At 47.3% G+C, this 26,231-nt stretch carries 19 protein-coding genes, 1 pseudogene and 1 riboswitch; of the genes and pseudogenes, 6 read left to right on the forward strand and 14 right to left on the reverse strand.

Annotated elements, in window-relative coordinates:
- Positions 1-22: 22 nt before the first annotated feature.
- The 4 genes from BMW65_RS08420 to BMW65_RS08435 form a co-directional block, all read right to left on the reverse strand.
- On the reverse strand, positions 23-208 hold the full coding sequence (locus BMW65_RS08420) for a hypothetical protein (RefSeq protein ID WP_090604552.1): 186 nt from the start codon (positions 206-208) through the stop codon (positions 23-25).
- 92 nt (positions 209-300) lie between these two features.
- The gene (locus BMW65_RS08425; RefSeq protein WP_090604554.1) at positions 301-1,482 is read right to left on the reverse strand and encodes a homoserine dehydrogenase; all 1,182 of its coding nucleotides are present in this window, start codon (positions 1,480-1,482) and stop codon (positions 301-303) included.
- A gap of 24 nt (positions 1,483-1,506) precedes the next feature.
- Complete coding sequence (locus BMW65_RS08430) at positions 1,507-2,574, reverse strand: homoserine O-acetyltransferase family protein (RefSeq protein ID WP_090604556.1); 1,068 nt, start codon at positions 2,572-2,574, stop codon at positions 1,507-1,509.
- Positions 2,575-2,613: 39 nt separating this feature from the next.
- A complete protein-coding gene (locus BMW65_RS08435) occupies positions 2,614-3,918 on the reverse strand; it encodes an O-acetylhomoserine aminocarboxypropyltransferase/cysteine synthase family protein (protein WP_177181057.1) in 1,305 nt (434 codons plus the stop codon).
- Between the two features lie 242 nt (positions 3,919-4,160).
- A riboswitch (SAM riboswitch) is annotated at positions 4,161-4,277 on the reverse strand.
- 106 nt (positions 4,278-4,383) lie between these two features.
- Here BMW65_RS08435 and BMW65_RS08440 point away from each other — a divergent pair.
- The gene (locus BMW65_RS08440; RefSeq protein WP_090605379.1) at positions 4,384-4,842 is read left to right on the forward strand and encodes a DUF2721 domain-containing protein; all 459 of its coding nucleotides are present in this window, start codon (positions 4,384-4,386) and stop codon (positions 4,840-4,842) included.
- Between the two features lie 35 nt (positions 4,843-4,877).
- Here BMW65_RS08440 and BMW65_RS08445 read toward each other — a convergent pair whose 3' ends face one another.
- Together BMW65_RS08445 and BMW65_RS08450 are read right to left on the reverse strand one after the other, a co-directional pair.
- Positions 4,878-7,064: a glutamine synthetase III family protein gene (locus BMW65_RS08445; protein WP_090604559.1), complete on the reverse strand. Its 2,187-nt coding sequence runs from the start codon at positions 7,062-7,064 to the stop codon at positions 4,878-4,880.
- A gap of 236 nt (positions 7,065-7,300) precedes the next feature.
- Entirely contained in the window at positions 7,301-10,141 is a 2,841-nt protein-coding gene (locus BMW65_RS08450) for an alpha/beta hydrolase family protein (protein ID WP_245747561.1), read from the reverse strand.
- A gap of 218 nt (positions 10,142-10,359) precedes the next feature.
- On the opposite strand from BMW65_RS08450, the gene BMW65_RS08455 reads away from it, so the two are divergent.
- Both BMW65_RS08455 and BMW65_RS08460 read left to right on the forward strand, forming a co-directional pair.
- Positions 10,360-11,055 carry an ABC transporter ATP-binding protein gene (locus tag BMW65_RS08455; RefSeq protein WP_090604561.1) on the forward strand — a complete coding sequence of 232 codons (696 nt, stop codon included), beginning with the start codon at positions 10,360-10,362 and terminating at the stop codon, positions 11,053-11,055.
- A 2-nt stretch (positions 11,056-11,057) separates the two neighbouring features.
- Positions 11,058-13,613: an ABC transporter permease gene (locus tag BMW65_RS08460; protein WP_090604563.1), complete on the forward strand. Its 2,556-nt coding sequence runs from the start codon at positions 11,058-11,060 to the stop codon at positions 13,611-13,613.
- A 28-nt stretch (positions 13,614-13,641) separates the two neighbouring features.
- On the opposite strand, the gene BMW65_RS08465 is transcribed toward BMW65_RS08460, so the two are convergent.
- The 5 genes and pseudogenes from BMW65_RS08465 to BMW65_RS08485 form a co-directional block, all read right to left on the reverse strand.
- Positions 13,642-15,354: a M14 family zinc carboxypeptidase gene (locus tag BMW65_RS08465; RefSeq protein ID WP_090604565.1), complete on the reverse strand. Its 1,713-nt coding sequence runs from the start codon at positions 15,352-15,354 to the stop codon at positions 13,642-13,644.
- Positions 15,355-15,432: 78 nt separating this feature from the next.
- A complete protein-coding gene (locus tag BMW65_RS08470) occupies positions 15,433-16,869 on the reverse strand; it encodes a serine hydrolase domain-containing protein (RefSeq protein ID WP_177181058.1) in 1,437 nt (478 codons plus the stop codon).
- 36 nt (positions 16,870-16,905) lie between these two features.
- Entirely contained in the window at positions 16,906-17,649 is a 744-nt protein-coding gene (locus BMW65_RS08475) for a LytR/AlgR family response regulator transcription factor (RefSeq protein WP_090604569.1), read from the reverse strand.
- A gap of 341 nt (positions 17,650-17,990) precedes the next feature.
- A pseudogene (locus BMW65_RS08480) lies at positions 17,991-18,710 on the reverse strand (sensor histidine kinase); the annotation flags it as partial.
- A gap of 27 nt (positions 18,711-18,737) precedes the next feature.
- A complete protein-coding gene (locus tag BMW65_RS08485) occupies positions 18,738-19,607 on the reverse strand; it encodes a LiaF transmembrane domain-containing protein (protein WP_143053843.1) in 870 nt (289 codons plus the stop codon).
- 285 nt (positions 19,608-19,892) lie between these two features.
- Here BMW65_RS08485 and BMW65_RS08490 point away from each other — a divergent pair, with 285 nt between their 5' ends.
- A complete protein-coding gene (locus BMW65_RS08490; RefSeq protein ID WP_090604575.1) occupies positions 19,893-20,231 on the forward strand; it encodes a DUF3276 family protein in 339 nt (112 codons plus the stop codon).
- 89 nt (positions 20,232-20,320) lie between these two features.
- On the opposite strand, the gene BMW65_RS08495 is transcribed toward BMW65_RS08490, so the two are convergent.
- Positions 20,321-21,319 (reverse strand): LuxE/PaaK family acyltransferase, encoded by a 999-nt coding sequence (locus BMW65_RS08495; RefSeq protein ID WP_090604577.1) that lies wholly within the window; start codon positions 21,317-21,319, stop codon positions 20,321-20,323.
- 25 nt (positions 21,320-21,344) lie between these two features.
- Complete coding sequence (fabG, locus tag BMW65_RS08500; RefSeq protein WP_090604579.1) at positions 21,345-22,088, reverse strand: 3-oxoacyl-[acyl-carrier-protein] reductase; 744 nt, start codon at positions 22,086-22,088, stop codon at positions 21,345-21,347.
- A 201-nt stretch (positions 22,089-22,289) separates the two neighbouring features.
- Between fabG and BMW65_RS08505 the strand changes: the two genes are divergently transcribed.
- Entirely contained in the window at positions 22,290-23,102 is an 813-nt protein-coding gene (locus BMW65_RS08505; protein ID WP_090604581.1) for a serine O-acetyltransferase, read from the forward strand.
- Positions 23,103-23,106: 4 nt separating this feature from the next.
- A complete protein-coding gene (gene cysM / locus BMW65_RS08510; protein ID WP_090604583.1) occupies positions 23,107-23,979 on the forward strand; it encodes a cysteine synthase CysM in 873 nt (290 codons plus the stop codon).
- Here cysM and BMW65_RS08515 read toward each other — a convergent pair.
- Entirely contained in the window at positions 23,976-26,225 is a 2,250-nt protein-coding gene (locus BMW65_RS08515; protein ID WP_090604585.1) for a Tex family protein, read from the reverse strand. The genes cysM and BMW65_RS08515 overlap by 4 nt on opposite strands.
- Positions 26,226-26,231 lie beyond the last annotated feature (6 nt).

Below are 26,231 nucleotides of genomic sequence, written 5' to 3' on the forward strand. Positions count from 1 at the left end.
GCCTAAAGCCGTGGGCAATCAATCATTCATTGAATTTCCGATATTGCTTCCGGATCAGTACCACCACGGCGGCAATGAGTATAATTGCACCCAAGCCAATATAGCCGTAAGTTTGCCAGGATGTTTCTGAAACCGTATCGCTTTGCTGAATAATAGCAGCGGTATTAGTGGAAGTAAATAAAACAAATAGAACAGCGATACTGTGCATAATTTTAGGATTTTGGAACAATATACAAATATTAAATGCACAAGTAAAGCTTATGTTTTTATTATTTTATTTTTTTACAGACGTATTGATTACTAAGCTATTTCTGCGATAAAAAGACCTTTTTGATCAATAACCGCCCGGTTTTTCAGGATATTGTCCAGCTTGATCTTCCCAATGATATATTTGTAATTTTCGGCATAATAGCGTTCGCTGATTGACGTAAATCCAAGGCGTTCGATAAGGTTTTCATCTTCATAACGGAGGTATACCTCCAATTCCCAATCGGTACTGTAAGCGATCCCATTGGCATCAATATGTTTTTTATATTCGTATCGATAACCGTACCGCAAAGCGGCAATGTCTGACAATACAGCGGATCCCGTGGGATGCCCTCCGGCACCTTTGCCATAGAAAAATTGCTCGTCAGCGAATGCAGCCTTGACGAGTACGCCATTGTATTCGTTTTCCACATTGTATAGTATATTTTCCGGCGAAACCAATTTTGGCATTACGTATAAAACCACCGACGTGTCGTTGATTTCCCGTGCCGTAGGTATCAGTTTAATTTTGAAATTTTTCTCCCTAGCAAATTGGATATCGGAGGCGCTAAGCTTGTCGATTCCGATATTTAAGATGGCTTCCGGGGAAACGTAAAGACCGTACGCATGCGAGGCTACAATGGCTAGTTTGAATTTTGGATCAAATCCGCCGACATCGAGCGTGGGGTCGGTTTCCGCAAACCCGAGATCCTGGGCTTGCCGCAGTGCCGTGGCATAAGGCAGATTTTCATTGAATATTTTAGATAGGATATAGTTGGATGAGCCATTGAAGATCCCCGTTACGGCATGCAGCAATTCGTTGTCATAGTACTCTTCAAGGTTTCTGATGATGGGAATGCTGCCACATACCGCCCCTTCATACAGCAGACTGGTACCATGCTCATGCTGGAGGGCTATTAACTCGGCCAAATGGGTAGCAATCATTTTTTTGTTTGCTGATACCACATTTTTACCAGATTGGAGCGCGCGTGAAACAATGTCGAAAGCGGCATCCGCATCGTCTATAAGTTCGACAATGGTATTGATTTCCGGATCGTCCAGTACAGCGTTGGCATCCGTGGTAAATAGTTCGGCCGGTAATGTGCGTTTCTTTTCGGGATGTTTGATGACAAATCGCTTGATAGCAAGGTTGAGATTTTTGGTTTTGATAATGTCGTGCAATCCTTGTCCTACTACACCAAAACCGAAAATACCCAAAGTAAGTTTGTTGTTCATGTTTGTTGTTACGTTATTTCTATGTTAGGCTATTTGCTGATCCATCTGCTGATAAATAGCTGTGTTTTGCGGCTTATGGCAAGCGAGGAATCCGGAGATTTTTTCCGCGATGTGCTTGGTCTCCATGAGGAACCCATCATGGCCATAAAAAGAGTTGATCTCGGCATAGGTAGCGCCGGGAATATGGTCTGCGAGGTATTTCTGCTCGTCTGTTGGAAAAAGCAGGTCGGTACTGATACCGATAACCAACGTATTCGCTTTGACTTGGCGTAAGGCATCTTCAATACTTGCCCGCTTCCGGCCTACATTGTGGCTGTCCATAGTTTTGGTCAGCAACCAATAGCTGTAGGCGTTGAACCGCTTGACCAATTTTTCGCCCTGATAATGCTGGTACGAGGAGGCCCTGAAATCATCTTGTTTTTCATTTGATGCCTCTCGTTGGGTAGCACCGTAGGCGTGGTATCCGCGGTAAGACAATAGGGCAATGCTCCGAGCTGCTTTTAGACCTTTGGCCCCGCCATTGGGAGCGTTTGCATAGAAGGTGCGATCGGCACCAATAGCCAACCGCTGGCTTTCGTTGAATGCGATGCCCCATGGCGAATGGACAGCATTGGTGGCCACTAATACGAGGTTGGCGATGCGGTTGGGATCGGCAATAGCCCATTCCAATGCCTGCTGTCCGCCCAAAGAACCACCGATGGCTAAGGCTATCTGCTCGATGCCAAGGTGATCAGCCAATAGGCTGTGCACAGCAACTAAATCCCGGATGGAAAACTGGGGGAATGAGAGGTAATAAGGCTGGCCTGTTACCGGATTCATGCTCAATGGATTGGTGCTGCCGTATGGTGATCCGATGATATTGGCACAGACGATGAAATAATCTTGTGGATTAAAAAAATCGGTATCACCGAATAACCCCGGCCACCATTCAAACACGTCCGAATTGGCAGTAAGTGCATGGCATACCCAGATAACATTGTCCTTCCGATCATTCAATGCACCATAGGTGTGGTAAGCGATTTCAAGATGTTTAATGCGTTTCCCACTTTCAAGTTTAAATGTTTTTGGATATCTAAATGTATGTATACTCATTGTTGTTTGTTTGTTGTTTAGCGGCGCGTCTTCAGCGACTCACTTGATTTTATCAAACGCCTGTTGTAAATCGGCCTTGATATCATCAATGTGTTCGATGCCCACTGAGATGCGGAGCAAGCCGGGGAATACACCGGCATTCTGCTGATCGGCATCGCTCAACTGCTGGTGTGTGGTAGCTGCCGGATGTATGATCAACGTTTTTGCATCACCTACATTAGCCAAGTGGCTTATCAATTGCAGGGCATCGATAAATGCATTGGCTTTATCCGCACCACCCTTGATTACAAAGGACAATACACTGCCGAACCCGTTTTTAAGGTATTTTTGGGCGTTGCTATGGTGTGGATGGTTTTTTAACCCGGGGTAGCTCACCCGCTCAACCTGTGGATGGCCTTCGAGCCATTTGGCTACTTCGAGGGCGTTGTCTACATGGCGCTGTACGCGCAGCGAAAGTGTTTCCAAACCCTGCAACAGCAGGAAAGCGTTGAAAGGTGACAATGCAGGGCCGTAGTCCCGTAGTCCTTCTACGCGTGCCCGTATTGCAAATTGGATATTTCCAAAAGGACCGCCTACGCCGAATACATCGCTGAATACCAAGCCATGATAGCCCTCAGACGGCTCACTGAATTGCTTGAACTTGCCATTTCCCCAGTTGTAATTGCCACCGTCGACAATCACACCACCTATGCTGTTGCCGTGTCCGCCAATCCATTTGGTAGCGGATTCAACCACGACATGTGCTCCATATTCCAGGGGCTTGAAGAGGTATCCGGCGGCGCCAAATGTGTTGTCTACAATCAGTGGTAAATCATATTTCTGCGCAATACTTGAAATGCGTTCAAAATCGGGAATACTGTAGCTGGGATTGCCAATGGTTTCTACATAGATGGCTTTGGTGTTGTCATCGATAAGCGCTTCAATATTTTCGGGCGAATCGTCCTTTGCAAACCGCGCTTCAATGCCCAATCGTTTGAACGATACCTTGAACTGATTGAATGTGCCGCCATATAAGTTGGCTCCGCTGACAAAGTTATCCCCACTTTCCAATATGTTGGTCAAGGCGATAAATTGGGCGGCCTGTCCGGATGCAACGGCCAATGCGGCTACCCCGCCTTCCAATGCTGCGATGCGTTTTTCGAAGACATCGGTAGTGGGGTTCATGATGCGGGTGTATATGTTGCCAAATTCTTTCAATGCAAACAAGTTTGCGCCATGCTCCGCACTGTTGAATACGTACGATGTGGTTTGGTAAATGGGAACCGCCCGCGAACCGGTGGTTGGATCAGCTTCTTGTCCGGCGTGTACCTGTAACGTTTCAAATTTTAGATGCTCATTAGCCATGATTACTGATTTTAGTAAGTTTATAATGGATTAATTGATATGCATTCGAATATCTCGGTGGTGATGATATATCGTATACACGCCGCTACACCGGGCAGCAGCTTGTCTACGTATAGCACATTATGGGATTAGCAGCACATGTGCCTCATCCCGCAACACATTCGCCTAGTTGAAATAACGGATGTGGTAAGGGAAATGGAATAACGATTGCCGCTTGCTGAGTACATGTTCATAGTCTTATTAATTTATATGCTCCCAACAAAACATAGAGTTGGGACAGGAATTGGCACCTTTTCTGCCATTTGCGGATGGTTGCCAGTGGGTCATTGAGCCAGTCTCTCGCCACTTCTTTATAAACCAAGACCTTTTTGAAGAGGAATTGATTTGTGTGTGTTTACACACGACGTGTGCAAATATAACGGGTGTGATTTGTATGTGCAAAGTATTTTTGATTTTTTTGTAGGAATGAACATTACATTTAATACCGCAGCGCTGCTGTTTCCGGCAATCAGCTTGATTATGCTGGCCTACACCAATCGTTTTTTGGCGCTGGCTGCTTTGGTACGCAGCTTACATGCCAAATACCTTGAACATAATAAAAGTGGTGTGTTACACGGGCAAATCCGGAATCTTCGGTATCGGCTTAAGCTGATTAAGCAGATGCAGGCTATGGGAGTGTTAAGTTTCGTGGCATGCATCGCGTGCATGTACTGTATTTATATCGGGCACGTTTATCTCGCAGAGTTGACGTTTGCGTTGAGCCTTCTTTTTTTTGCTATATCGCTTATTATTTCATTGGTCGAGATTCAGGTGAGCAATAAGGCGCTTGAATTGGAATTGAGTGACATGGAAGAGGGGAATGACACCTCGTTGGTCGATTATATCAAGAAGAAATTTGACAAGAAAAAAAATGGCCCTCAATAAGAGGGCCACGAAATTTAAGTTTAGAGGGTGGTAAGTTATCTTACGAAAAGAAGCTCCCGCAATTTTGGCAATGGCCATTTACGGTCGTCAACAATTTGCTCTAATTTGTTAATGTGATACCGTATTTTATCAAAATAAGGTTTTACATTTTCATCGTAAGCAATGGCCTTTTCGCGTGTATCTTCCAATACATTTGCTTTTTTACGTTCCTGGCGCATGGCTTCCGCATCGGCAATGATGGTATTGACATATGTGGATATGCGTTCGGCGAGTTCGAGTTGGGCGCTGTAAGCGTCCGCTTTCAAACCGATGTCTTTTAGCCCTTTGATATTGGCTATCAAATCGTTTTGGTAGTTGAACGCTGCCGGAGCAATGAGGCTATTTACAATCTCACCATAAACCCGCGCTTCAATTTGGATCTTTTTATAATAGCTTTCCAACAGGATGTCGTGACGGGCTTCGCTTTCACGCTTGCTCAATACACCCAACTTTTCGAAAAGTTCAAGTGATTTCTCGCTGACATAGACATCCAGTGCTTTTGGCGTAGTCTTCGTGTTGGAGAGACCTCGCTTATGTGCTTCTTCTTCCCACTCTTTGCTATACCCATTGCCTTCGAAACGGATTGCTTTTGATTCTTTGATGTACTTCCGCACTACATTGAGCAGAGCCAAATCCTTCTTTATGCCTTTTTTGATTTGCTTGTCAACTTCCGACTTAAATTCGATCAGTTGGTTGGCTACGATGGCACTGAGTACCGTCATCGGGCTGGCGCTGTTTGCCGATGCACCGACAGCTCTAAATTCGAATTTATTGCCGGTGAACGCAAAAGGAGATGTCCTATTCCGGTCGGTATTGTCCAGTTGCAATTCAGGGATTTTAGGGATCCCGTGCCAAAGTAAGGTTTCGTTTTTGACTTTTTTAGCAACCCTGGCTGTTTCCACTTCGTCAAGCACTGCATTCAACTGGCTGCCTAAGAAGATGGATATAATGGCTGGAGGGGCTTCATTTGCCCCGAGGCGGTGGTCATTGGCAGCACTCGCAATGGAAGCCCGCAATAGGTCCGCATTATCATGCACCGCTTTTATGACGTTGACAAAAAACGAAAGGAACATAAGGTTGTTCTTCGGTGTTTTGCCTGGAGAAAGCAAGTTAACACCTGTATTCGTAATCATCGACCAGTTGTTGTGCTTACCTGAGCCGTTAATGTCGGCATAGGGCTTTTCGTGGATCAAGACCTTGAATTTGTGGCGGAGGGCCACTTGTTCCATCACGTTGAGCAACAATTGGTTGTGGTCGATGGCGAGGTTGATCTCCTCAAACATCGGTGCGCATTCAAACTGAGAGGGAGCCACTTCATTGTGGCGGGTCTTCAAAGGGATGCCCAATTTAAGCGCTTCTTGCTCCAAATCAACCATGAACGACAATACACGCTCGGGTATGGCACCAAAATAATGGTCCTCCAATTGCTGCCCTTTGGCAGACATGTGGCCAAATAGGGTACGGCCGGTAAGTTGCAGGTCAGGCCTTGCGTTGAACAATGCCAGATCCACCAAAAAATATTCTTGTTCGATACCAAGTGATGCATTGACCTTGGTAACCGATTTATCGAAGAAATTCGCAACATCCACTGCAGCTTTGTCCAATGCGTTGAGCGATTTCAACAAAGGAGCTTTGTAATCCAATGCTTCTCCGGTGTAAGATACAAAGATGGTAGGAATACAAAGTGTTTTGCTACCGCCGGTTTCATAAATAAACGCAGGAGATGAGGGATCCCAGCCCGTATATCCCCTTGCTTCGAATGTGTTACGGATGCCACCGCTAGGGAAGCTGGAAGCATCAGGTTCTTGTTGTACCAAAGCACTTGCTGTAAATTTGTCAATAGCCGAACCGTCCGGTAGCGGTTCGAAGAATGCATCGTGTTTTTCGGCCGTCGCCCCTGTAAGCGGCTGGAACCAGTGGGTATAATGCGTTACGCCATTGCTGATGGCCCAGCTTTTCATTGCCTGTGAGATATGTTCGGCAAGATCAAGGCTAATGGCTTTTCCCTCATCAATGGTTTCAATTAACTCGGCATAAGCATTCTTAGGAAGATATTCCTTCATCTTTGCCGTTGTAAAAACATTTTTGCAGTAATAGGATGAAGGTTTAATCGTTTCGCTGATTTTATTGTTGTTTAACCGGGATATGGCAGTTTCAACTGCCTTGAATCTCAAACCTGACATTTAATTTGTATTTATTTGTTTGATACGCTTTGTTGTTTTGTTATTTTCAGCTCCAATATTCGAAAAAAAAAATGACATTTCATTATTTTTTTAATAAAAATGAAAAAAAAAATAACGTTTTCTGAAAATTTACTTCACATGTGTTTTTCTCATTGTCGTTTTTACAATTGAAAGAGCCACACCGAATGGATATGCCCATCCATTCGGCAGTTGGCAACTAGCCTGTTAATGAGGTGTTAATTTCCAAATCCCCAGTCGATACCCTTCATCACAGCGGGAACACCTTTATCGATCCAAGGGGCTGCGGGCTTTCCTTTCAGAAAATGATCAAAAAATTCCAGTTGCCGGCGCTGAATGTCTTTGCGGTTTTGGCGTTGTACGAGGTTGTGCGCTTCCCCATTGTAGTTGAGCATCCAAACGGGTTTCTGCAAGCGGCGCAAAGCGGTAAACATTTCAATGCCTTGATACCAAGGCACGGCGCCGTCTTCATCGTTGCTCATGATGACCACCGGTGTGGTGACATTAGGCAGGTGAAACAACGGGGAATTTTCGATATATAATTCGGGGTTTTCCCATAAAGTCGCGCCGATGCGGCTTTGCGTGCGTTCATATTGAAATTGCCTATTCATGCCGCTTTCCCAGCGGATGCCGCCGTAAGCGGAAGTCATATTGACGACTGGCGCACCAGCCCATGCCGCCGCATACATGTTGGTGCGGGTGATGAGGTGCGCCACTTGGTATCCACCCCAACTTTGGCCTTGGATGGCCATCTTTTCACCATCTACCCAAGGCTGTGCCTTCAAGGCTTCCATGCCTGAATTGACAAATTCCTCAGCAGATTGCCCTGGATGGCCTGTTTCATACCGAATATCGGGAGCAAGCACAAGATAGCCATTGCTTACAAAAAAGCTAATATTGAGCCGGGATGGGGTAGGAGCAGGCGGTAAATAGCTGTAAAGCCCATCAGACAGCTTCTCATAGAAATATGCGATGACCGGATACTTTTTATTGGGGTCAAAATCTTCGGGCTTATACAAGATGCCTTCCGCAGCATATCCTTTTGGAGTGGTCCATTTCATCAATTCAGCTGTACCCCAATTGTATTGTTGCTGCTGTTGATTGATAGCGCTGAGTTTCGTTTCCTTGACCAAATCGGTAGATACGTACAAATCAGGCGCGGATACGTAGTTTTCTTTTGTATAGCTATAAAAATCCGCATCTTTTGCCCGGTTGATTTGACCGTAGCGGTACGGGCCAATGATAATATCTTTCGGATCGTGGTTATTGCGGCCATTTGTGGTATACCATCCATTTTCTTTCGTAGTATGGTTGAAAGCCGATAGTATCCACGGTTTTTTGACATCGATGGTGGTGGCACCTCCTCGTCTGAACAGGCCCGATCGGTCGCTTTCTAAATCCTGGTAACGGAAGGTGATTTGGTTGCTCCGTCCGGCACCGTTGGTTACCAATCGTCGTTCGCTGCCGTCGGGATGGAATGCCCAGATATCATATTTGTCGTAGATGAATACCTCCTCGTCTTCCTCGCTCCACCCCGCGACGCCATACCCGTTGGGCTCGTCGGGCACATCATTGTCTTCGTCGGCAAAGCTGACGGGCAGATCGGCATTCAATAGCACCGTATTGCCGCGCTGGATATCATGGCTGTACCAATTGGCATCCAAACGGTTGTACCATATCACATAATTGCCTGCTGGCGAAAGGCTGACCGTACCCCGGATATCTTCCGCTATTTTTTTGCGGCTTCCATCAACGGTAGAGACGGCATAGATGTCCTGGCGCGATCCGGTTTGCCATTGTGTTTCGATACGCCTTCCCACATCGGTGGTTGCTAAGGCAAATTCATTGTCGGCATCTTCGGTGATCCGGGCGTCAGGTAATTGTTCGTCTGCCAGGGGAATGACCTTCCGGCCTTTTTTGGGGTAGGTCACCGCCAGGTAATTCCTGTTTTGTTCCCGCCGCAGGTTGGCCAATTGCTGCGGTTGCAAGTAATCGTCTTGCCAATGCCAAACGTCTACCTTAGCGTGCTCAAATTCAACCAGTGTCGTGTCTTTGACGGCAGGAATGGGTGCGATGCCAAAAAATAGTTTCTCCCCGTTTTTGCTGAATCGTACATTACCTTCCCCGCTTACGTTCCACTGCTGCGGCACTCCGTTCGTATGGCGGTCTGCAATAATAATGGCTGTGTCCTGACCTTGGGTATAATAATACAAGCTGAACGCTTTCTGAAGCGATTTTTCCGGGCTTTTATCCGCCGTGAATGCCAGTTGTGAGGCAGCTTCATCAAAAGCTATGTTCTTGTATTCGCCCTTGCCGTGGCTAATATGCCGGGATTCTTTGGTTGCTAAATCATAGTAATATAACCCTGCATCTGCGCCAATACTGTCTTTTTCCGCTGCAGTGCGTACGTACACCAACGCATTGCCGTCTTGGCTAAAGTAATAGCCATCAACGCGTTCAATGGTTGTTTCTTCGCCATCTGTAAGATTCCTGATATGCAACGTGGATTGCGCTTTCTTACGCGCTGGCTTGTCGGCCTTGCCGGTGTCGGTTGCCGTGGTGTCTGGAAGCGCGGGGGCTTGTTCGCTGATATAAGCGATGTGGTTGCCCGCTTCTTCGGGGATCTTGTATGATTTGACCAACGGTATTTTTTCAATGCCTGATGTCGCTAAGGCAAATATTGCCAAGGAATCTTTTGGCATCTCATCCGGTTTTTTCTTTTTTATTTTGGCTTCCCTGGTGTCCCGATAAAAGGGTTTGATAAGGGCGACAAGGAATTTTTCATCGGGTGAAAAATTCACGTTGGCGGCCCGATCTATCCGGCCCAGCTGTTGGTTTGACGGGGTGGTAACGACCAATTGGGCGTCGCCTTCCTGCGGGCTGATGATATAATAAATAAAATGGCCATCTTTGGAAATGGCGGACGTGCTGATGTTTTGCCAGCCGTCGTAAACGCTATGGTCGAGTGGCTTTTTTTGCGCAACGACCACATTGGTTACGAAAAACAAGAGAAAAAAGATAGCAATCTGTTGCATGGTGAAATGGAATTGGGTATTCATGATGCAATATTGGCATAAAAAGATGTGATTGTGAGGAGCTGTAATATCATTTTTACATTAAGTTGCTGAATGATTAGTTATCACCGTTTTTGTGACGTAACATGGCTGGCCAAATGACGTCAAAATACTGTTTTTTGGTTTTGTTTTAGGAGATCGCTTCCCATTATGGTGTTGGATCGTTTATTTTTATCGAGAATATTGAATTAATTAGCAGCTACGTGAGTGTTATTTTAAATGTAAAGGCGGTCAGCAAGACCTACCAAAGCGGGGGGGATTCCCTTACCGTTTTGCAAGCTATCAATTTTGAAGTCGAAGCGGGTTCGATCATTGCTATTGTTGGCCCTTCGGGCAGCGGCAAGACCACCCTGTTGGGGTTGTGTGCAGGGCTGGATAGGGTGAGCACCGGAAGTATCGTTCTAAATGGCATCCCCTTGGATGATCTCAGTGAAGACGAGCGAGCTAGGGTACGCAACCAACATGTGGGATTTGTATTCCAGAATTTCCAATTACTGCCCACGTTGACTGCTTTGGAAAACGTCATGGTTCCCTTGGAATTGCGCGGTGAGCGAAATAGTAAAGCTACGGCGCTTGAACTATTGGATAGGGTAGGCCTAGCGAATAGGGGTCATCATTATCCACTGCAATTGTCGGGTGGTGAACAACAGCGGGTCTCTATAGCACGGGCATTTTCCAATTCGCCAAAAATTCTTTTTGCTGACGAGCCGACCGGCAATTTGGATGCAGATACCAGTGAAACAATCGAGCATTTATTGTTTAATCTCAATAAGGAAATGGGCACGACGCTGATACTGGTTACCCATGATTTGGATTTGGCCGCCAAGACGCAGCGTGTCATTCGCATGAAAGGTGGTGAAGTCGTATCGGATACCCTTGTACAGGACAACGCTTTATAGCCATGCAGCCAACACAAAACAGGATCGCCATGGGCTGGATTGTCCGCATGGCTTGGCGTGATAGCCGTCGGAACCGCTCACGGCTGTTGCTTTTCATTTCATCCATCATTATTGGGATTGCAGCCTTGGTCGCAATATATTCTTTTGGTGATAACCTCGAGAAGGACATTGACAATCAGGCGGCTACCTTGGTAGGGGCCGATTTGGTGCTGCACAGCAATCGTGAGCTTGCCGAAGAAGCGCAGCAGCTTGTGGATTCTGTCCGCAGTTTGAGCCAAGGTTATTCCGAAGAACAAAGTTTTGCGTCCATGGTACTGTTTACCAGCAATGGTGGTACTCGACTGGTGGAAGTACGCGCATTGGGCGATGGCTTTCCCTACTACGGGCAGTTGGAAACCGTACCGGAAAGCGCCGGTACCAGTTTCCGGAATCATAAGCAGGCCCTGGTCGACAAAACCTTGATGCTGCAATTTGATGCAGAAGTGGGTGATTCGGTTAAAGTTGGTGAGATGACCTTTGAAATTGCAGGGCGGCTTGAGCAGGCTCCCGGGCAAAGTGGAATAGCTGCTACGGTAGCTCCGGCGGTATTTATCCCGCTGGAATACCTTCCAGCTACAGGCCTTGCCCAAAAAGGCAGCCGGATTAATTATGACTATTATTTCCACTTAAACGGTGGATTGGATGCCGATGCCATCGCGGCGGGAATAGACTCCCTGTTGGAAGTGCATCGTATTGGCTACGATACCATCGCATCGCGTAAGCAGGAAACCGGTCGATCGTTTTCGGATCTGAATAAATTTCTGTCTTTGGTCGGTTTTATTGCCCTTTTGCTGGGATGCATAGGTGTTTCCAGTGCAATACACATCTACATCAAAGAAAAGTTGAATAGCATCGCCATATTGCGTTGCTTGGGCGCGAGTGCGCGGCAGGCATTCCTGATTTACTTGGTGCAAGTGCTTGGTGTTGGATTTGTCGGTTCGATCATGGGAGCGTTGCTGGGCACGCTGATTCAGCAGTTTTTGCCTGTGGTGTTTAGGGATTTTGTTCCCGTGGCCATCAGCAGCGATATCTCCTGGGGCGCGATCGCACAGGGAATTGGTTTGGGGGTGTGGATAGCCGTCCTTTTTGCGCTCCTGCCCTTGGTAGGTATCCGTAATATTGCTCCACTAAATACCTTACGGTTATCGCTGGATGCTCCCAGCCCCATTAAAGATAAGTGGAGCTGGGTCGTATATGGCTTGATTGGGCTGTTCATTTTTGGTTATGCTTACCTACAATTGGATGGTGCCGTGGAAACCCTGTTGTTCACGGGTGGCGTAGCCCTGGCTTTTGGGATCTTGTATATGGCGGCTAACCTGCTGATTTGGTTGGTTAAGCGGTTTTTCCCAGCCTCGTGGAGTTATTTATGGCGGCAGGGGCTTTCTAATCTGTTTCGTCCCAACAATCAAACCGCCATCCTTGTCGTGGCTATCGGCTTGGGCACCGCGTTTATCGCTACCCTATTTTTTGTGCAGAGCATGCTGATGACACGCGTGTCATTATCGGCGAGTGAAAACCAACCCAATATGGTATTGTTTGACATTCAGTCCTCGCAAAAAGCAGATGTGGTCGAGCTGGTGAAGGCACAGGGGATGCCGATAGTTGACGAGGTGCCTATTGTGACGGTTCAGTTGGAAGCTATCAATGGCATTACGGCAGACGATGCCCGGAAAGACAGCACTATCCAGGTATCCCGAAGGGCCTTGGGAGGTGAGCTCCGGGCAACCTATCGTGCGGAGCTAAGTGATTCGGAAAAGATTACCTCGGGTGAATGGCAGGGTCAAACCGCCAAGGGTGATACGGCACGGGTATCACTTGAAGCGGATTATGCGCGCCGCATCCGCGTAGATATTGGAGATAAACTGTTGTTTAATGTACAGGGGGTACGCATACCGGCTATTGTGGGCAGCTTCCGGGAGGTCGATTGGAACCGCGTGCAGACTAATTTCAGGCTGATATTCCCCATGGGAGTAATTGACAATGCCCCACAATTTCATGTGCTGATGACTCGTGTGCCGGATGAGGCGGTATCGGCAAAAATGCAACAGGCGATGGTGCAGCAGTTTCCCAATGTCTCCATTATTGATTTGGGCCTGATTTTATCGGTGCTGGATGAAATCCTTGACAAGATTGGTTTCGTCATCCGCTTCATGGGCGGATTCAGCATACTTACCGGATTTGTCGTGCTCATCGCCTCCGTGATGATAAGCAAATACCAGCGAATCAGGGAGAGTGTGCTGTTGCGCACGATGGGTGCTTCCAGGCGGCAGATACTGGTCATTACAGCCTTGGAATACTTCTTCTTGGGTATGATTGCATCCTTTACCGGGGTACTGCTGGCACTGGGCGGAAGCTGGGCGCTGGCCGTGTTCAGTTTCGAGGTAACGTTTGTGCCCGATATCTTCATGATGCTGCTAATCATGCTGGTTATCGCCTCCCTTACCGTATTTGTAGGGCTGATCAATAGCCGGGGTATTACCTTACGTCCACCCTTAGAAATCCTACGGAAGGAGGTTTAACTTTAACGCGGCTCACCCGTTTATGGTATCATCGCTTTAGCAATCGTCCTATAGGATACCGCAAGTATGTTTGTTCATAATACGGTGAGCGCTTGTAAATCCATTCCAGTTGAGCCCGGCCATCGCTGCGCAGGTGCTCATCCGCCGCTTTTGCTGCCTCAAACTGCCGCTTCAATTCCGTATCTTCGTTCAGCATGCGGTAGGCTTCGTCTTCAAAGATATATGCCGAAAAATGCTCCTTTTGGCTAAGGATACTGTCAAAGAAATTCCAGCTGAAGTAAGAATCAGCGGCTTGTGGCTCCAGCGCTTCGACAAGGTATCGGTTGCCAGGCTGGTCAGTGATGATGAGGTAATCGCCCTTGTAGCATTGGATGGGCATGACCTCCACTCGCAACTTCACATTGCTATGCAGGTAATGTCCTTCATAAGGAGCACGCCCCGTTTGATAATCCTCGATGTAGTATAGTTGCAGTGTAAGGATAGTATCCTTTTCCAATTGGTTTACTTGGATACCGTTGAGCGTTAGCAAATCAACAACGTTTTGCCATGCCTGCGGGATGATGTAGGCATAGGGCTTTTCTACGGTCAGTCCGGCTTTATAGTGGTTATAATAAGGAATGTCTTTGGTGAAAGGCTTGCTTCTGTCGTAGTACTGGCGTGGGAAACCACTTACGTCGCTTGGTTTTTCGCCGGATTCATATCCCTTAAACGCAATGTGTTCGTATTGTGTGGTATCCAATTGCCAGGTCAGTACAAATTGTTGTTGGGTTTTGGATTGTTCCCGGGCTTGCTTGCGTTGCGCGTGGATTTCTGCCGCCCGTTCATCAGCCAGCACAATGAAATGGTTTAACAGGGTATATGTCGACCATACGCGCTGGGGGTAAGGTTTCCACATATGCGTTTCTGGCATATAGCCGAAGGTATGGTGCAAGGAAGCGTATCCTGTGGAGTAACGTGGGCTTTCATAGAAAGACACCAAGCCCGATTCGGGTGAACGTCCGCGAAAACTCACATAAGGCACCATTCCATAGCCGCTTTTTTCCATGCGCGCATACAATTCAGCAGTGAATGCCGATGCCGTATGTTGCACAGCCGGATGCAGTTTGTCTACCTGCGTATCGATGAGCGTCATGATATACTGATAATCGGCTCCATTGCTGGTATGGGTATCCATGAAGATGTCGGGCTGCCAGGTGTGGAAGATTTCCTGGAATGAATGGGAATTGCGGGAATCGGTCTTGATAAAGTCCCGGTTGAGGTCGTAATTGCGGGCGTTGCCACGGAAGCCGTAGGATTCGGGGCCGTTTTGGTTGGCACGGGATGTGCCGCGGTTGAGCATCCCGTCGATGTTATATACCGGAATGATGCACAGCACGGCATTTTCAGGCAGTTTGTTTTGTGCAAGCAGATCGCGTGCGAGCATCATTGCTGCATCGATGCCTTCTGGTTCTCCGGGGTGGATGCCGTTGTTGATGAGGATGACGGTTTTATCCTGTTGATGTATTTGTTGCGGGTCAAATTGCCCGTCTTTGGCCATGACAAACAGGTGCAATGGCCTGCCGGAATCCGTGGGGCCACAGGTCAACAACGTACACGAGGCATATTGCCTATCAAGGGTTTGATAGAACGCCACCACTTCTTCATAGGTAGCCGTAGTATTGCTGTCGCGTTCAAAGGCAGTTTGCTGGGCGGCAACACCTGGCCCATAGCAGATTAGGAAGAGTAGAAAAAACCGTTTCATGGCATACAACTTTTGGTAGACAAATGTATTAATTCTGTTTGCAAGACGCGCGATGCAACGGAATCGATACAAACAAGGTTATTGGGCCGCCAAGATGGAATTTAGGATGGCCAGGCCGATGGCGTCAACGGATTCCGCTGTGTTGGAGAGCACGACGATTGCAATTTTTTTGTCGGGAGTAAAAGCCATGTAGCTGCTGCTGCCGAATGTGCCGCCATTGTGCCAGTAAATCAGTTCATCGCCAACCAAGTTCATGTGCCATGCCAGGCCAATATCGGTATCCGGCGGGTTGAAGTACGTAAATTGTCGGGTAAGTGCCAGGGCGTGTTCCAAATCGCTTTCAGGCAACTTGAAATGGGCTTTTGCATAGTTGAGTAAATCCGGTACGGTGGATTTCAGTGATCCGTGTGCGGTAAAGGCGTCGAACGTCCACAATGGTGTTTCTTCGCCCTTCTGGTTGTATACTTTTGCAACATACTGCGTTTCCGCATTGGGGTGCTCAGTGGTATTATGTAGGCCTAATGGCTGGCAAATAACCTCCTGCACCATGGTGTCATAAGGCTTCCCATACTGGGTTGAAAGAATGTCGCCCAATAAGCCGAAGCCCAGGTTGCTATATTGATAAATGGAGTCCGGTGGTATATCCGCTTCATAGTTTTCTAAGTAGGCGTATAGGTGTTCTTTGGTATAGCCTTGATAGGGATCCAAAGGGTGGGCCGCTGCCGTGGAATCGATGTTTGCGGGCATACGGGGCAATCCGGAAGTATGGTTGGCCAACTGCTTGAGCGTGATGCGTTGCAGATCGGTGTTTGCAGCCACCGAATCAGGCAGGAACTTCGTAATGGTATCATCAATGCTGAGTTGTTGCGTCTGATCCAGGTATGCAAGCAATGTAGCCGTAAATGTTTTGCTAATCGACCCAATTTCAAACAAGGTGTTTTCATCGGGGAGCTGTTTGTTGCCTTTTTCCGTTTCGCCATAGTAATAACTGCTGGTTTTCCCGGCATTGATGATCCCTATGGCAAGTGCATGTGTATGCCCTTTGCGGCTATAACCCAATGCGATGGAATCTACGTGTCTGTCAACGTTTGACGCAGCAACGTTGGATGACGGTACAGGTTCCGTTTTCTCCGGGGCCGGATCGCCGGCATAAGGCTGGAATAGAAAGGTTTCAACCCGATGGACGCTGTCAAGTCCTAAGACCACTTGCAGCGGCGTGCTGAGGAAATTCAGTTTGTAGATGCCCAGGTTTTTTTCATAACTTTTCAGTTCGGCCGATTGAATCTGCCCCAAGGGATAAAGCTGTTGGGCCATCACGGTTTGGAATGCCTGAAGTGAAAGCGATTGCTTAAATTTAGGACTGGTCAACGCATAGATGGAATCGGTTTCCTGCAAGTTGAAATGGTACTCTATTTTATTGAAAACAGCTTGGTTGATACGCTGCTCATTTTCTTCTTGGGCAATAACTGAAAATACAGGCAATAATAAGATTAAGGCGCAGACAATTCTGTTCATGGTTCCAAACATTCGGCAAAATTACGTGAAACCAAACTACATTCCTAATAATTGTTTTAAGCGCGCATAGCCGGTTTTGCTCACATTGACGCTTTTGCCGTTGGATAGGACGGCGATATGGCCATCTTTTTCATGAGGTTCCAAGCGGGCAATGTGGTCGACCTTGACGATGAAGGAGCGGTGGATGCGGACGAAGTGAAGCGGATCGAGTTGTTCTTCAAACGAAGCCATGGTTTTATTCTTCAGGAAGGTGCCCTCATCGGTATGGATTTTTACATAATCATCATCCGCTTCCAGGCAAACGATGCTGCTTACCGGAATAATTTTAATTTTAGTGCCCGTTTTTACAACCACCCGTTCCAGCTTCCCCGATGTATGTGCCGCATTGTCCAGTAGCTTTCGTGTATTCTCTTTGCCGGTTTCTGCCTGCCGGGCATCAAGGAATTTGGTCATTGCCTGATCAAACCTTGCTTTGGTGATGGGCTTTAGGAGGTAATCCACGGCGTGTTGTTCGAACGCGCGGATCGCATATTCATCAAAAGCCGTAGTGAAAATGACGGCGGGCTGCTTGTCAATGATTTCCAGCATCTCAAACCCATTGATTTTGGGCATTTGGATATCCAGAAACACGATATCCGGCTGATATTGCATAATGGCTTTGGCACCTTCGAACCCATCGTTGCATTCCGCGACGACATCCACCTGCGGATAACTTTCGAGGTACTCCGCTACCATACTCCGTGCCAAAGGTTCATCATCTACCAATACCGCCTTAATCATAGTTGGGGAATCTTGATTATGCTGGTAAAGATATGTGTTGTTGCTTTAGTTTCCAACAAATCCGTACGCCCAAATAACAAAAATAGGCGACGTTGTACCCCCCGGAGTCCAAAACCTGTTCCCCGTTTGATTTTGTTGCTCTGGCTGTCATAAGGGTTTTCAATTTGTATTTCCAGCAAGCGATCGCTGCACGTACAGGCAATGCTAATCGTCACTTTCTCCGTAGTGTCATACAGGCCGTATTTAATGGCATTTTCCACCAGCGGTTGCATGATCATGGCGGGCAGGGTCATGGCCAGGCATTCCGTGTCGTAGTCGACCTGGGTCTCTAGGCGGTGGCCAAAGCGGACCTTCTCGATTTCCAAGTAGAGCTGCAGGTGTTCGAGCTCATCTTTTAATGCGATAAGTTGCTGATCATCCTTGCGCAATGTCCCCCTGAGAAAATCCGATAGCTGGAAGGTCATGTTTCTCGCCTCATCCGGCTTACGACCAATAAGGGCGATGATGGAATTTAAGCTGTTGAATAAGAAATGGGGTTGCAATTGCTGGCGTAGGTTGTACAATTCGGCTTCGCGGGCAAGCCGTTCGGCATCCGCTTTGCGTTGTTCGTTTTCTTTATACTCCTGTTGGATATTCCATAGAATATTGATGACAGCCATCCAGGCGATCAATAGCGCATGGATGAAAAAGCGTAACGGTAGGGAGACATCCAGGCGATCAAGGTAGGTCTTATCGTTCAAGACATATTGAAGGATCCATCGGTCCGCAGATATACTGATAATGGCCAACACTAATCCCCACACCACGATGTAGAAGTATCCTTTTCTTCTCGGGGAGTAGTGATTTAATGCATTGGCAATGACATAACAGCATAATGTAATGATGGTGGCGCTGACCAAACTATCATTCAAAGCAAGGTTAAAATCTACGTCAAACCACCATAGCAATGCGGTTTGGATAAGCGCATAAGCTACCCAGATAATAAAACAGCTGATATTTATTAGCCTTTGCTTGGATGCAGTATACGGTGTAGCACTCACTACGTTTGTGTTTGTTGGCATTCGTAAATTTGTGGTCTCGCTCTTTGATTAGATATTTTTAATGGTGATTCCTCCAAATATCGAAGTTCCCTTGATGTACACAACCTTTTGCTCATCGTAGGGGATACCTTGCGTAAATCTTCTATCGTCTACTTCGCCAAACACAGACACCACCTCGGATTGGATTTTCCAATGAGAAGGCACAATGATTTTGGTGCCCGCAAATAGCTGAAAGACGTCGATGACAATCGGGTGGTGTATATCAGCTTGGATAAGATTGATGTCCGTACCGCCGAAAATATTGACAAGCTCGCCGCCCTGAAAGCGCTTGGAAATTATTGTTTTCTTAACCTCGCTGAAAATGGTGGTCGATTTCAGGTAATCATCGCCGGATGGCGGGCCTTGGTGAATATCCGCTGCCTCGGTTTCATTAAATGCGGCAGCCCCGCTGGAGGCAGGGCTATCCGTTTCGTCCGCTACGCGTTTGTTCCATTCATAAGGCTCATTCGCGTTCGGCGATTTCGTGTAGAATCTGCTGCCGCCGCTTGGTCCCCGCGTAGGCGATCCAGACTTTCCCCGTCCAAACAACAACCATAAGCCAATGCCAATAATGATCATGGGCCATATGAACGGGCCGATATTGAAATCAAACATCCGTTTGAGCAACATGAAGCCGCCAAAGCAGATGAAAAACAGCGATGCGGGGTTTCGGAAATTGGAATTGCCGCCAATGATCAAGCCTATAGCGATGAATATGACGGGCCACAGGTTGTGCCAGCTGAATAACCAAGATGGGAAAATCCAGTCTAACCCCAGTTTTCCGGCAAGTAACGTTGCACCGATTCCCAAGATGATAATCCCCGCCCACATTCTTCCTGAATTGGTGTTATTACGTGTCGGATAATGCTGCTTATTCATAACGTGTTATTAAAATCTTTATTTATATGACTCAACATGTTTTCAAACAATAATCCAAAGGTATATCGAATAAACGCCTTATGCAACAAGGATTAGGCAATGGTCATTTTTTTTTCGGTGAATGACCGTTTTATTCCGGTAAATGCCGATACCTTTTGCTACATCGGCAGTATATTTCCAGCGGAAAAAAATATTTTTTACAATTTATGGCAAACATTTGTATTAATCGACTAAATTCTTTTATATTTATCCCGATTCTGAGAATAAAAAATTAAAAGCTTAACAATGGGAGATTTTGACAACAAAGAGCGTGAAGAGGTTTTTTCAAAAAAGGTAAGGGCTGGTAAGCGGACTTATTTTTTCGATGTAAAGGCGACCCGTTCGAACGACTATTATATTACCGTTACTGAAAGTAAGAAGCGGTTTGAGGACGGTGTGTTTATCAAGCATAAGATTTTCTTATATAAAGAGGATTTTGAGAAATTTGCAGAAGGGTTGAATGAAGTGGTTGATTATATCAAAGCTCATCAAGACGTCGTTGAAAAGCGTTATGAACCAGGGTTTGAAAATAATGGTGTGGGAATAACTGAAGATGCGGAATCGAAAGACGATTTTTCGTTTTAACTAACCAACCGGAAGATAAATAGATCATAGGAAGCCTTGCGTCTGCAGGGCTTTTTTTATTGCCGGATAGGCAAGTGCCGTATGACAGTTCATTCAGACAACAGAAGGTTGCAGCCTCGGATGTCGCTGTTGTCAAAACGTCCCAATACTTCAAAATTGCCATTTGGCTGTACCTTTCCAAGGTCTTGTGTGGCAATAAACGCACACGAATAAACGTTTGCCAAGTCAATGACATTAATGGCTCCCGTTAGCCCTGCTGGAACGGTACCAAAAGGGTCTTCGGTATCCCTGATAATGATGTTCATCCAAGGCGGGCAACTAAACAAGCCATGTCCCGTCGAATAGGCCTGTGACAAAAGTTCGGTCATGCCATATTCTGAATGGACGCACGGTATATTAAATCCCGCACGTAGTTTTTCGTGCACCTCTTCACGAATCATTTCTTGCTTCCTTCCCTTCATGCCTCCGGTCTCCATGACAATCAGCTCTGGAAAATCTACCTGATAAGTTTCTACAAAATCCAGTAGTGCAAAGGTGACGCCGATGAGTAGTGTTTTTGTGCCGCTTGCCTTCAGCTCGTTTAACGCATGGAACAGCTCTTCGTGGTCATAAAGGAAATATCCACTTAGTGGATGTTTGCTTTCACGGATCAGATCATCCACCATGTAGATAAGCGAAGATCCTTCACGCTCGGCGTAGGAGGGAAGGAGCGCCAGTATTGCCAAATCCCTGGGATTGCCATAGCGTTGCATAAATGCCTGCCGGAAGCTCCGTTCATAAACCGATACATCAGCTACATAGTGCTTGCTTTGTACACTCCCCGTCGTACCCGAGCTGCTGAAGACAATTTGCGGATCCAGGGCTATTGACATGATTTTGTGCTGCTTAAAAAACTCAATGGGTAGGAAAGGGATGTCTTCTACGCGGTGTATTGCTTCGTGTTTTTGCTTGATGAGTGTCAGGTATTCGCGATACACCGCACAATGCTGTGCCTGGAAAGCGAATACCGTTAAGCAGGTTTCCTCGAAATCCCGGGGACTCCCTATGGCGAAAATATCATCCAGGGGAAGGGTCTTTGCTGTATCCATCTCAACAAAGATAACGTTTTATCGGCTATAACATCCCGCCACATACCGACAACACTTGTCCATTGACGTAGGAGGCCAGATCCGAGGCAAGGAATAAACAAGCATTGGCCACATCTTCCGTCTCTCCCGCCCGTTTCAGTGGGATGTTTTGTTCCCAGCCTTCCACGACTTTAGGATCCAACACGTCCGTCATTTCGGTACGGATAAATCCGGGGGTGATGACGTTGGTACGTATATTCCGTGATCCCAATTCTTTCGCGATCGACTTGGAAAAACCAATAATACCAGCTTTGGAAGCCGCATAGTTGGCCTGCCCGGCATTACCCTGTACGCCTACGACAGAGCTCATGTTGATAAACACACCTTTTCGGCTTTTCATCATGATCTTGCTGGCCGCTTTCGTGACGTTGAAGACCGATTTTAGGTTGACATCGATCACGTCATCCCATTGTTCCTCGGTCATTCGCAACAAGAGGCCATCTTTGGTAATCCCCGCATTGTTGACCACGATATCAAGCGTGCCGAAATCCGATATGATGTCGTTGATAAGTTTTTCGGCTTCGTCAAATTTGGAGGCATCCGAACGATATCCTTTTATCCTAGTACCACTTGCCTGTAACTCCTTTTCCAATGCTTCTCCCTTTTCGATGGAAGACAGGTAAGTGAATGCTACGTTTGCCCCCTGTTCGGCAAATTTTTCGGCTATCTTCTTGCCAATTCCTTTGGATGCCCCGGTGACCAAAGCGGTTTTTCCTTCAAGTAACTTCATCGTGTATTGTTTCTATGCCTATTTTAAGGTTAGGCTGCAAACATAGCTAAAATGCACGGTATTCGCGAACCCGCCGGAATAAAAACTGCGGTGGTTAATGACAGTAAATACCTACGTCAGGTTAAATTGTTGTAATAATTGAACGATAATGTTGCCAACATACAAATAATTTGCGTCCTTAGTAGGTAACAACAACAAACGATGAACGACGAGTTTTTTAAGCAGCTTTATCATAAGCAGCAGGAGATAGCCGATGTGCCGCCCAACGGCACCATTGCGGCATGGGCGCTTGACCTGCTGGACTTGTTATTCCCCGAGCGGCAGACGCATCCCGATCGTACCCTTGCGCAGATCGAAGAACAGTTTGCCCATTCCGAACACGTATTGCTCAATATTCTTAATCGAACTAAAGCGTGTGAAGATTGCAACAATGGGTTGATTGCCAAGGAGTTTTATAATAGGATGCCTGAATTGCGCCGGATGATGTATTCCGATGCTTCGGCTATTTATGAAGGTGATCCTGCCGCGACCAGTGAATTTGAAGTTATTCGCACCTATCCGGGGTTTTTGGCTATTGCGTTATACCGGTTTGCACATCGATTGATGACCTTGGAGGTACCGCTGTTGCCACGGATACTTACCGAGCATGGCCATTCGAAAACCGGTATCGATATCCACCCTGCTGCCGTCATCGGTGCGTATTTTTGTATAGACCACGGTACGGGCGTAGTCGTCGGCGAGACAGCAGTGATTGGCAGCCACGTAAAAATCTACCAAGGGGTTACATTAGGTGCGATGAGCGTAGAGAAGCTATTGGCCAATACAAAAAGGCACCCTACCATCGAAGATCACGTGATTATCTATGCCGGGGCAACCATTTTGGGGGGCGATACAGTCATTGGCCATGATAGCGTCATCGGTGGCAACGTGTGGTTGACCTCCAGCATTCCACCCTATTCTACGGTGTACCATCAGCCGACGGTGAAAATTGTGGATTCAAAAGCAACACATTGAATTTATGCGGACATTAATCGATTGTGTGGGAAATACACCCTTAGTGGAAATCAATCAGCTAAACCCTAATCCCAAAGTGAAGCTATACGCCAAATTGGAAGGCAATAATCCGGGTGGAAGCGTAAAGGACAGGGCTGCGCTCAATATGATCCGTAGCGCGATGGAGCGTGGAGATGTCAAGCCGGGTATGCGCTTAATTGAGGCAACCAGCGGCAATACGGGTATTGCATTGGCCATGATTGCACGCATATATGGTTTGGATATTGAACTGGTCATGCCCGCAAGCTCCACGAGGGAGCGTACGCTTACCATGGAGGCATTCGGTGCAAAAGTCACGCTATTGGAATCCATTGAAGTTTGCCGGGATTATGCGGAGGAAAAAGGCAAGCAGGGCGATTACTTCATTCTCAATCAATTTGCTAATCCGGATAATTACTTGGCTCATTACAAAACAACCGGACCCGAGATTTGGCGAGATACAGCCGGGCAAATTACCCATTTTGTCAGCGCCATGGGCACCACAGGCAGTATCATGGGCAATTCGATGTTTTTAAAGGAGCAAAATCCCGCTGTACAAGTAATTGGATGCCAGCCCACGGAAGAATCATCCATCCCAGGCATACGTAGATGGCCTACGGAATATTTACCCAAAATTTATGATCCGCAACGGGTAGATCGCGTACTGGATGTATCCCAATCCGAAGCGACTGAAATGACCCGGAGACTGGCTAAAGAGGAAGGCTTATTTGTAGGCATGAGTACCGGAGGCGCCATGGCTTGTGCGGCACGCTTGGCGCAAGAACTGGATGAGGGGCTCATCGTATTCATAGCCTGCGATAGGGGCGATCGCTACCTGTCGAGTGATTTGTTTGGTTAAGAACCGAACTTGCTCTTCAACGCTGCTAATTTGGATGCCATATCGCCCTCTCCTTTATTCGACCGTTCTGTTTTGCGTGCCTTGTGGTGTCCATGCTGTTTTTTCGTGGTTGCAGCGGGCTCTTCCGCTGTCTTCATCGATAGGCTGATCCGGTTGCGTTTCTCATCGACCTCCGTTACGGTCACCATCACTTTCTGCTGTACCTTCACCACTTCATTAGGGTCTTTCACATAGCGGTTGGCCAATTGGCTTAAGTGTACAAGACCATCCTGGTGTACACCGATATCTACAAAAGCACCGAAATTCGTGATGTTGGTGACGATACCGGGTAGTCGCATGCCCGTGCGTAGATCCGCAACGCTATTAACACCTTCGGTAAAAGAAAACTGTTCAAATTGCTCGCGGGGGTCACGGCCCGGCTTGGCCAACTCGGCCAAAATATCTTGAAGGGTGGGCATGCCCACACTATCGCTCAGGTATCGTTTTAAATCGATTTGCTTGCGCAGTTTTTCGTCGCGGAGTAAATCGGCTACATGGCAACCCAGGTCGGCTGCCATCTGCTGCACCAAACTATACCGTTCGGGGTGCACCGCGCTGGCGTCAAGCGGATTTCCAGCATTCCGTATCCGGAGGAAGCCAGCAGCTTGCTCGTACGCTTTTTCGCCTAAACGGGGTACGGCTTTCAGCGATTCCCTGTTTTTGAAAGCACCGTGTGTATTGCGGTAGTTGACGATTTGCTGGGCAAGTGAGGGACCTAAACCGGAGATATATGCCAATATTTGTTTGGATGCCGTATTGAGTTCTACACCTACCGCATTGACACAACTGATTACTGTGTCATCCAGTGCAGACTGGAGCTTCGTTTGATCCACATCATGCTGGTATTGCCCCACGCCGATGGATTTTGGGTCGATTTTGACAAGTTCCGCCAAGGGATCCATCAACCTGCGCCCGATGGATACGGCACCACGAACCGTGATGTCATAATCCGAAAACTCCTCGCGAGCCACCTCGGATGCCGAATAAATCGAAGCACCGCTTTCGTTGACCATCACAATGATTACTTCAGGGAATGACAGCTTGCGTACAAAATCCTCTGTTTCGCGTCCGGCAGTACCATTGCCGATGGCTATGGCGTGTATTTGGTGTTTTTCAATCAGGTAACGAAGGGTTTTTGCCGCTTCTTCGGTTTTTGCCGCACCGTTATGGGGAAATATGGCCGTATTCTCAAGTAATGCACCTTGCTCGTCGAGGCATACTGTTTTACACCCGGTACGAAACCCGGGGTCAATAGCCATCACTCGTTTTTGGCCCAATGGTGCGGCGAGCAACAGTTGCCGCGCATTTTCCGCAAACACGCGTATCGCTTCCTCATCAGCCCGTTGGCGGGTAAGCATGCGTACTTCCGTTTCCATGGATGGTTTAAGTAATCGCTTGTATCCATCAAGCATGGCGATACGCACCTGCGCACTGGCCGCTCCCGCACCTGTTATGTAAGCATTATCCAAAAGCGGCAACACTTCACTTTCAGGTATTTCGATGTCAAGGTAAAGCATTTCTTCTTTTTCCCCGCGGCGCATCGCGAGGATGCGATGGGATGGTGCCGTTTTCAACGGTTCGGACCATTCGTAATAATCCTTGTATTTAAGTGCCGCTTCCTCTTTGCCAGGCACGACCCGGGAGACAAATTGCCCCTTTTCAAGGAAAACCTTCCGGGTTTGCGCCCTAATGGATGCATCCTCGGCAATGATTTCGGCAATAATGTCGCGGGCACCAGCGAGTGCTTCTTCCGCATCGTTTATTCCCTTATCGGTAGCGATGAAAGTTTCCGCCGCTAGGCGGATATCCATTTCCCTTTGCTCAAGGATGAGCAGCGCAAGCGGTTCAAGTCCTTTTTCTCGCGCTATGCTTGCCCGTGTTCTCCGTTTCGGCTTGTAGGGAAGGTAGATGTCTTCCAGGTTGGCCATGGTTTCGGCCCCATTCACTAGTTTTTCCAGATCTGGCGTCAATTTACCCTGGTCTGCCAACGACTTGAGGATGACCTCCCTGCGTTTATCCAATTCACGCAATTGCTGAAGTCTGTCGCGGATGTTGGTGATCTGTACCTCATCTAAGCTACCCGTCAATTCTTTGCGGTAACGGGAAATAAAGGGGACGGTTGCTCCTTCATCAAGTAGGGCTATGGTGGTACTTACCTGCCGTTCAGACAAAGCAAGTTCCTTTGAAATGCGTATTTCGTGGGTCATTTATAC

This window comes from Parapedobacter koreensis (assembly GCF_900109365.1).
Taxonomy (GTDB): domain Bacteria; phylum Bacteroidota; class Bacteroidia; order Sphingobacteriales; family Sphingobacteriaceae; genus Parapedobacter; species Parapedobacter koreensis.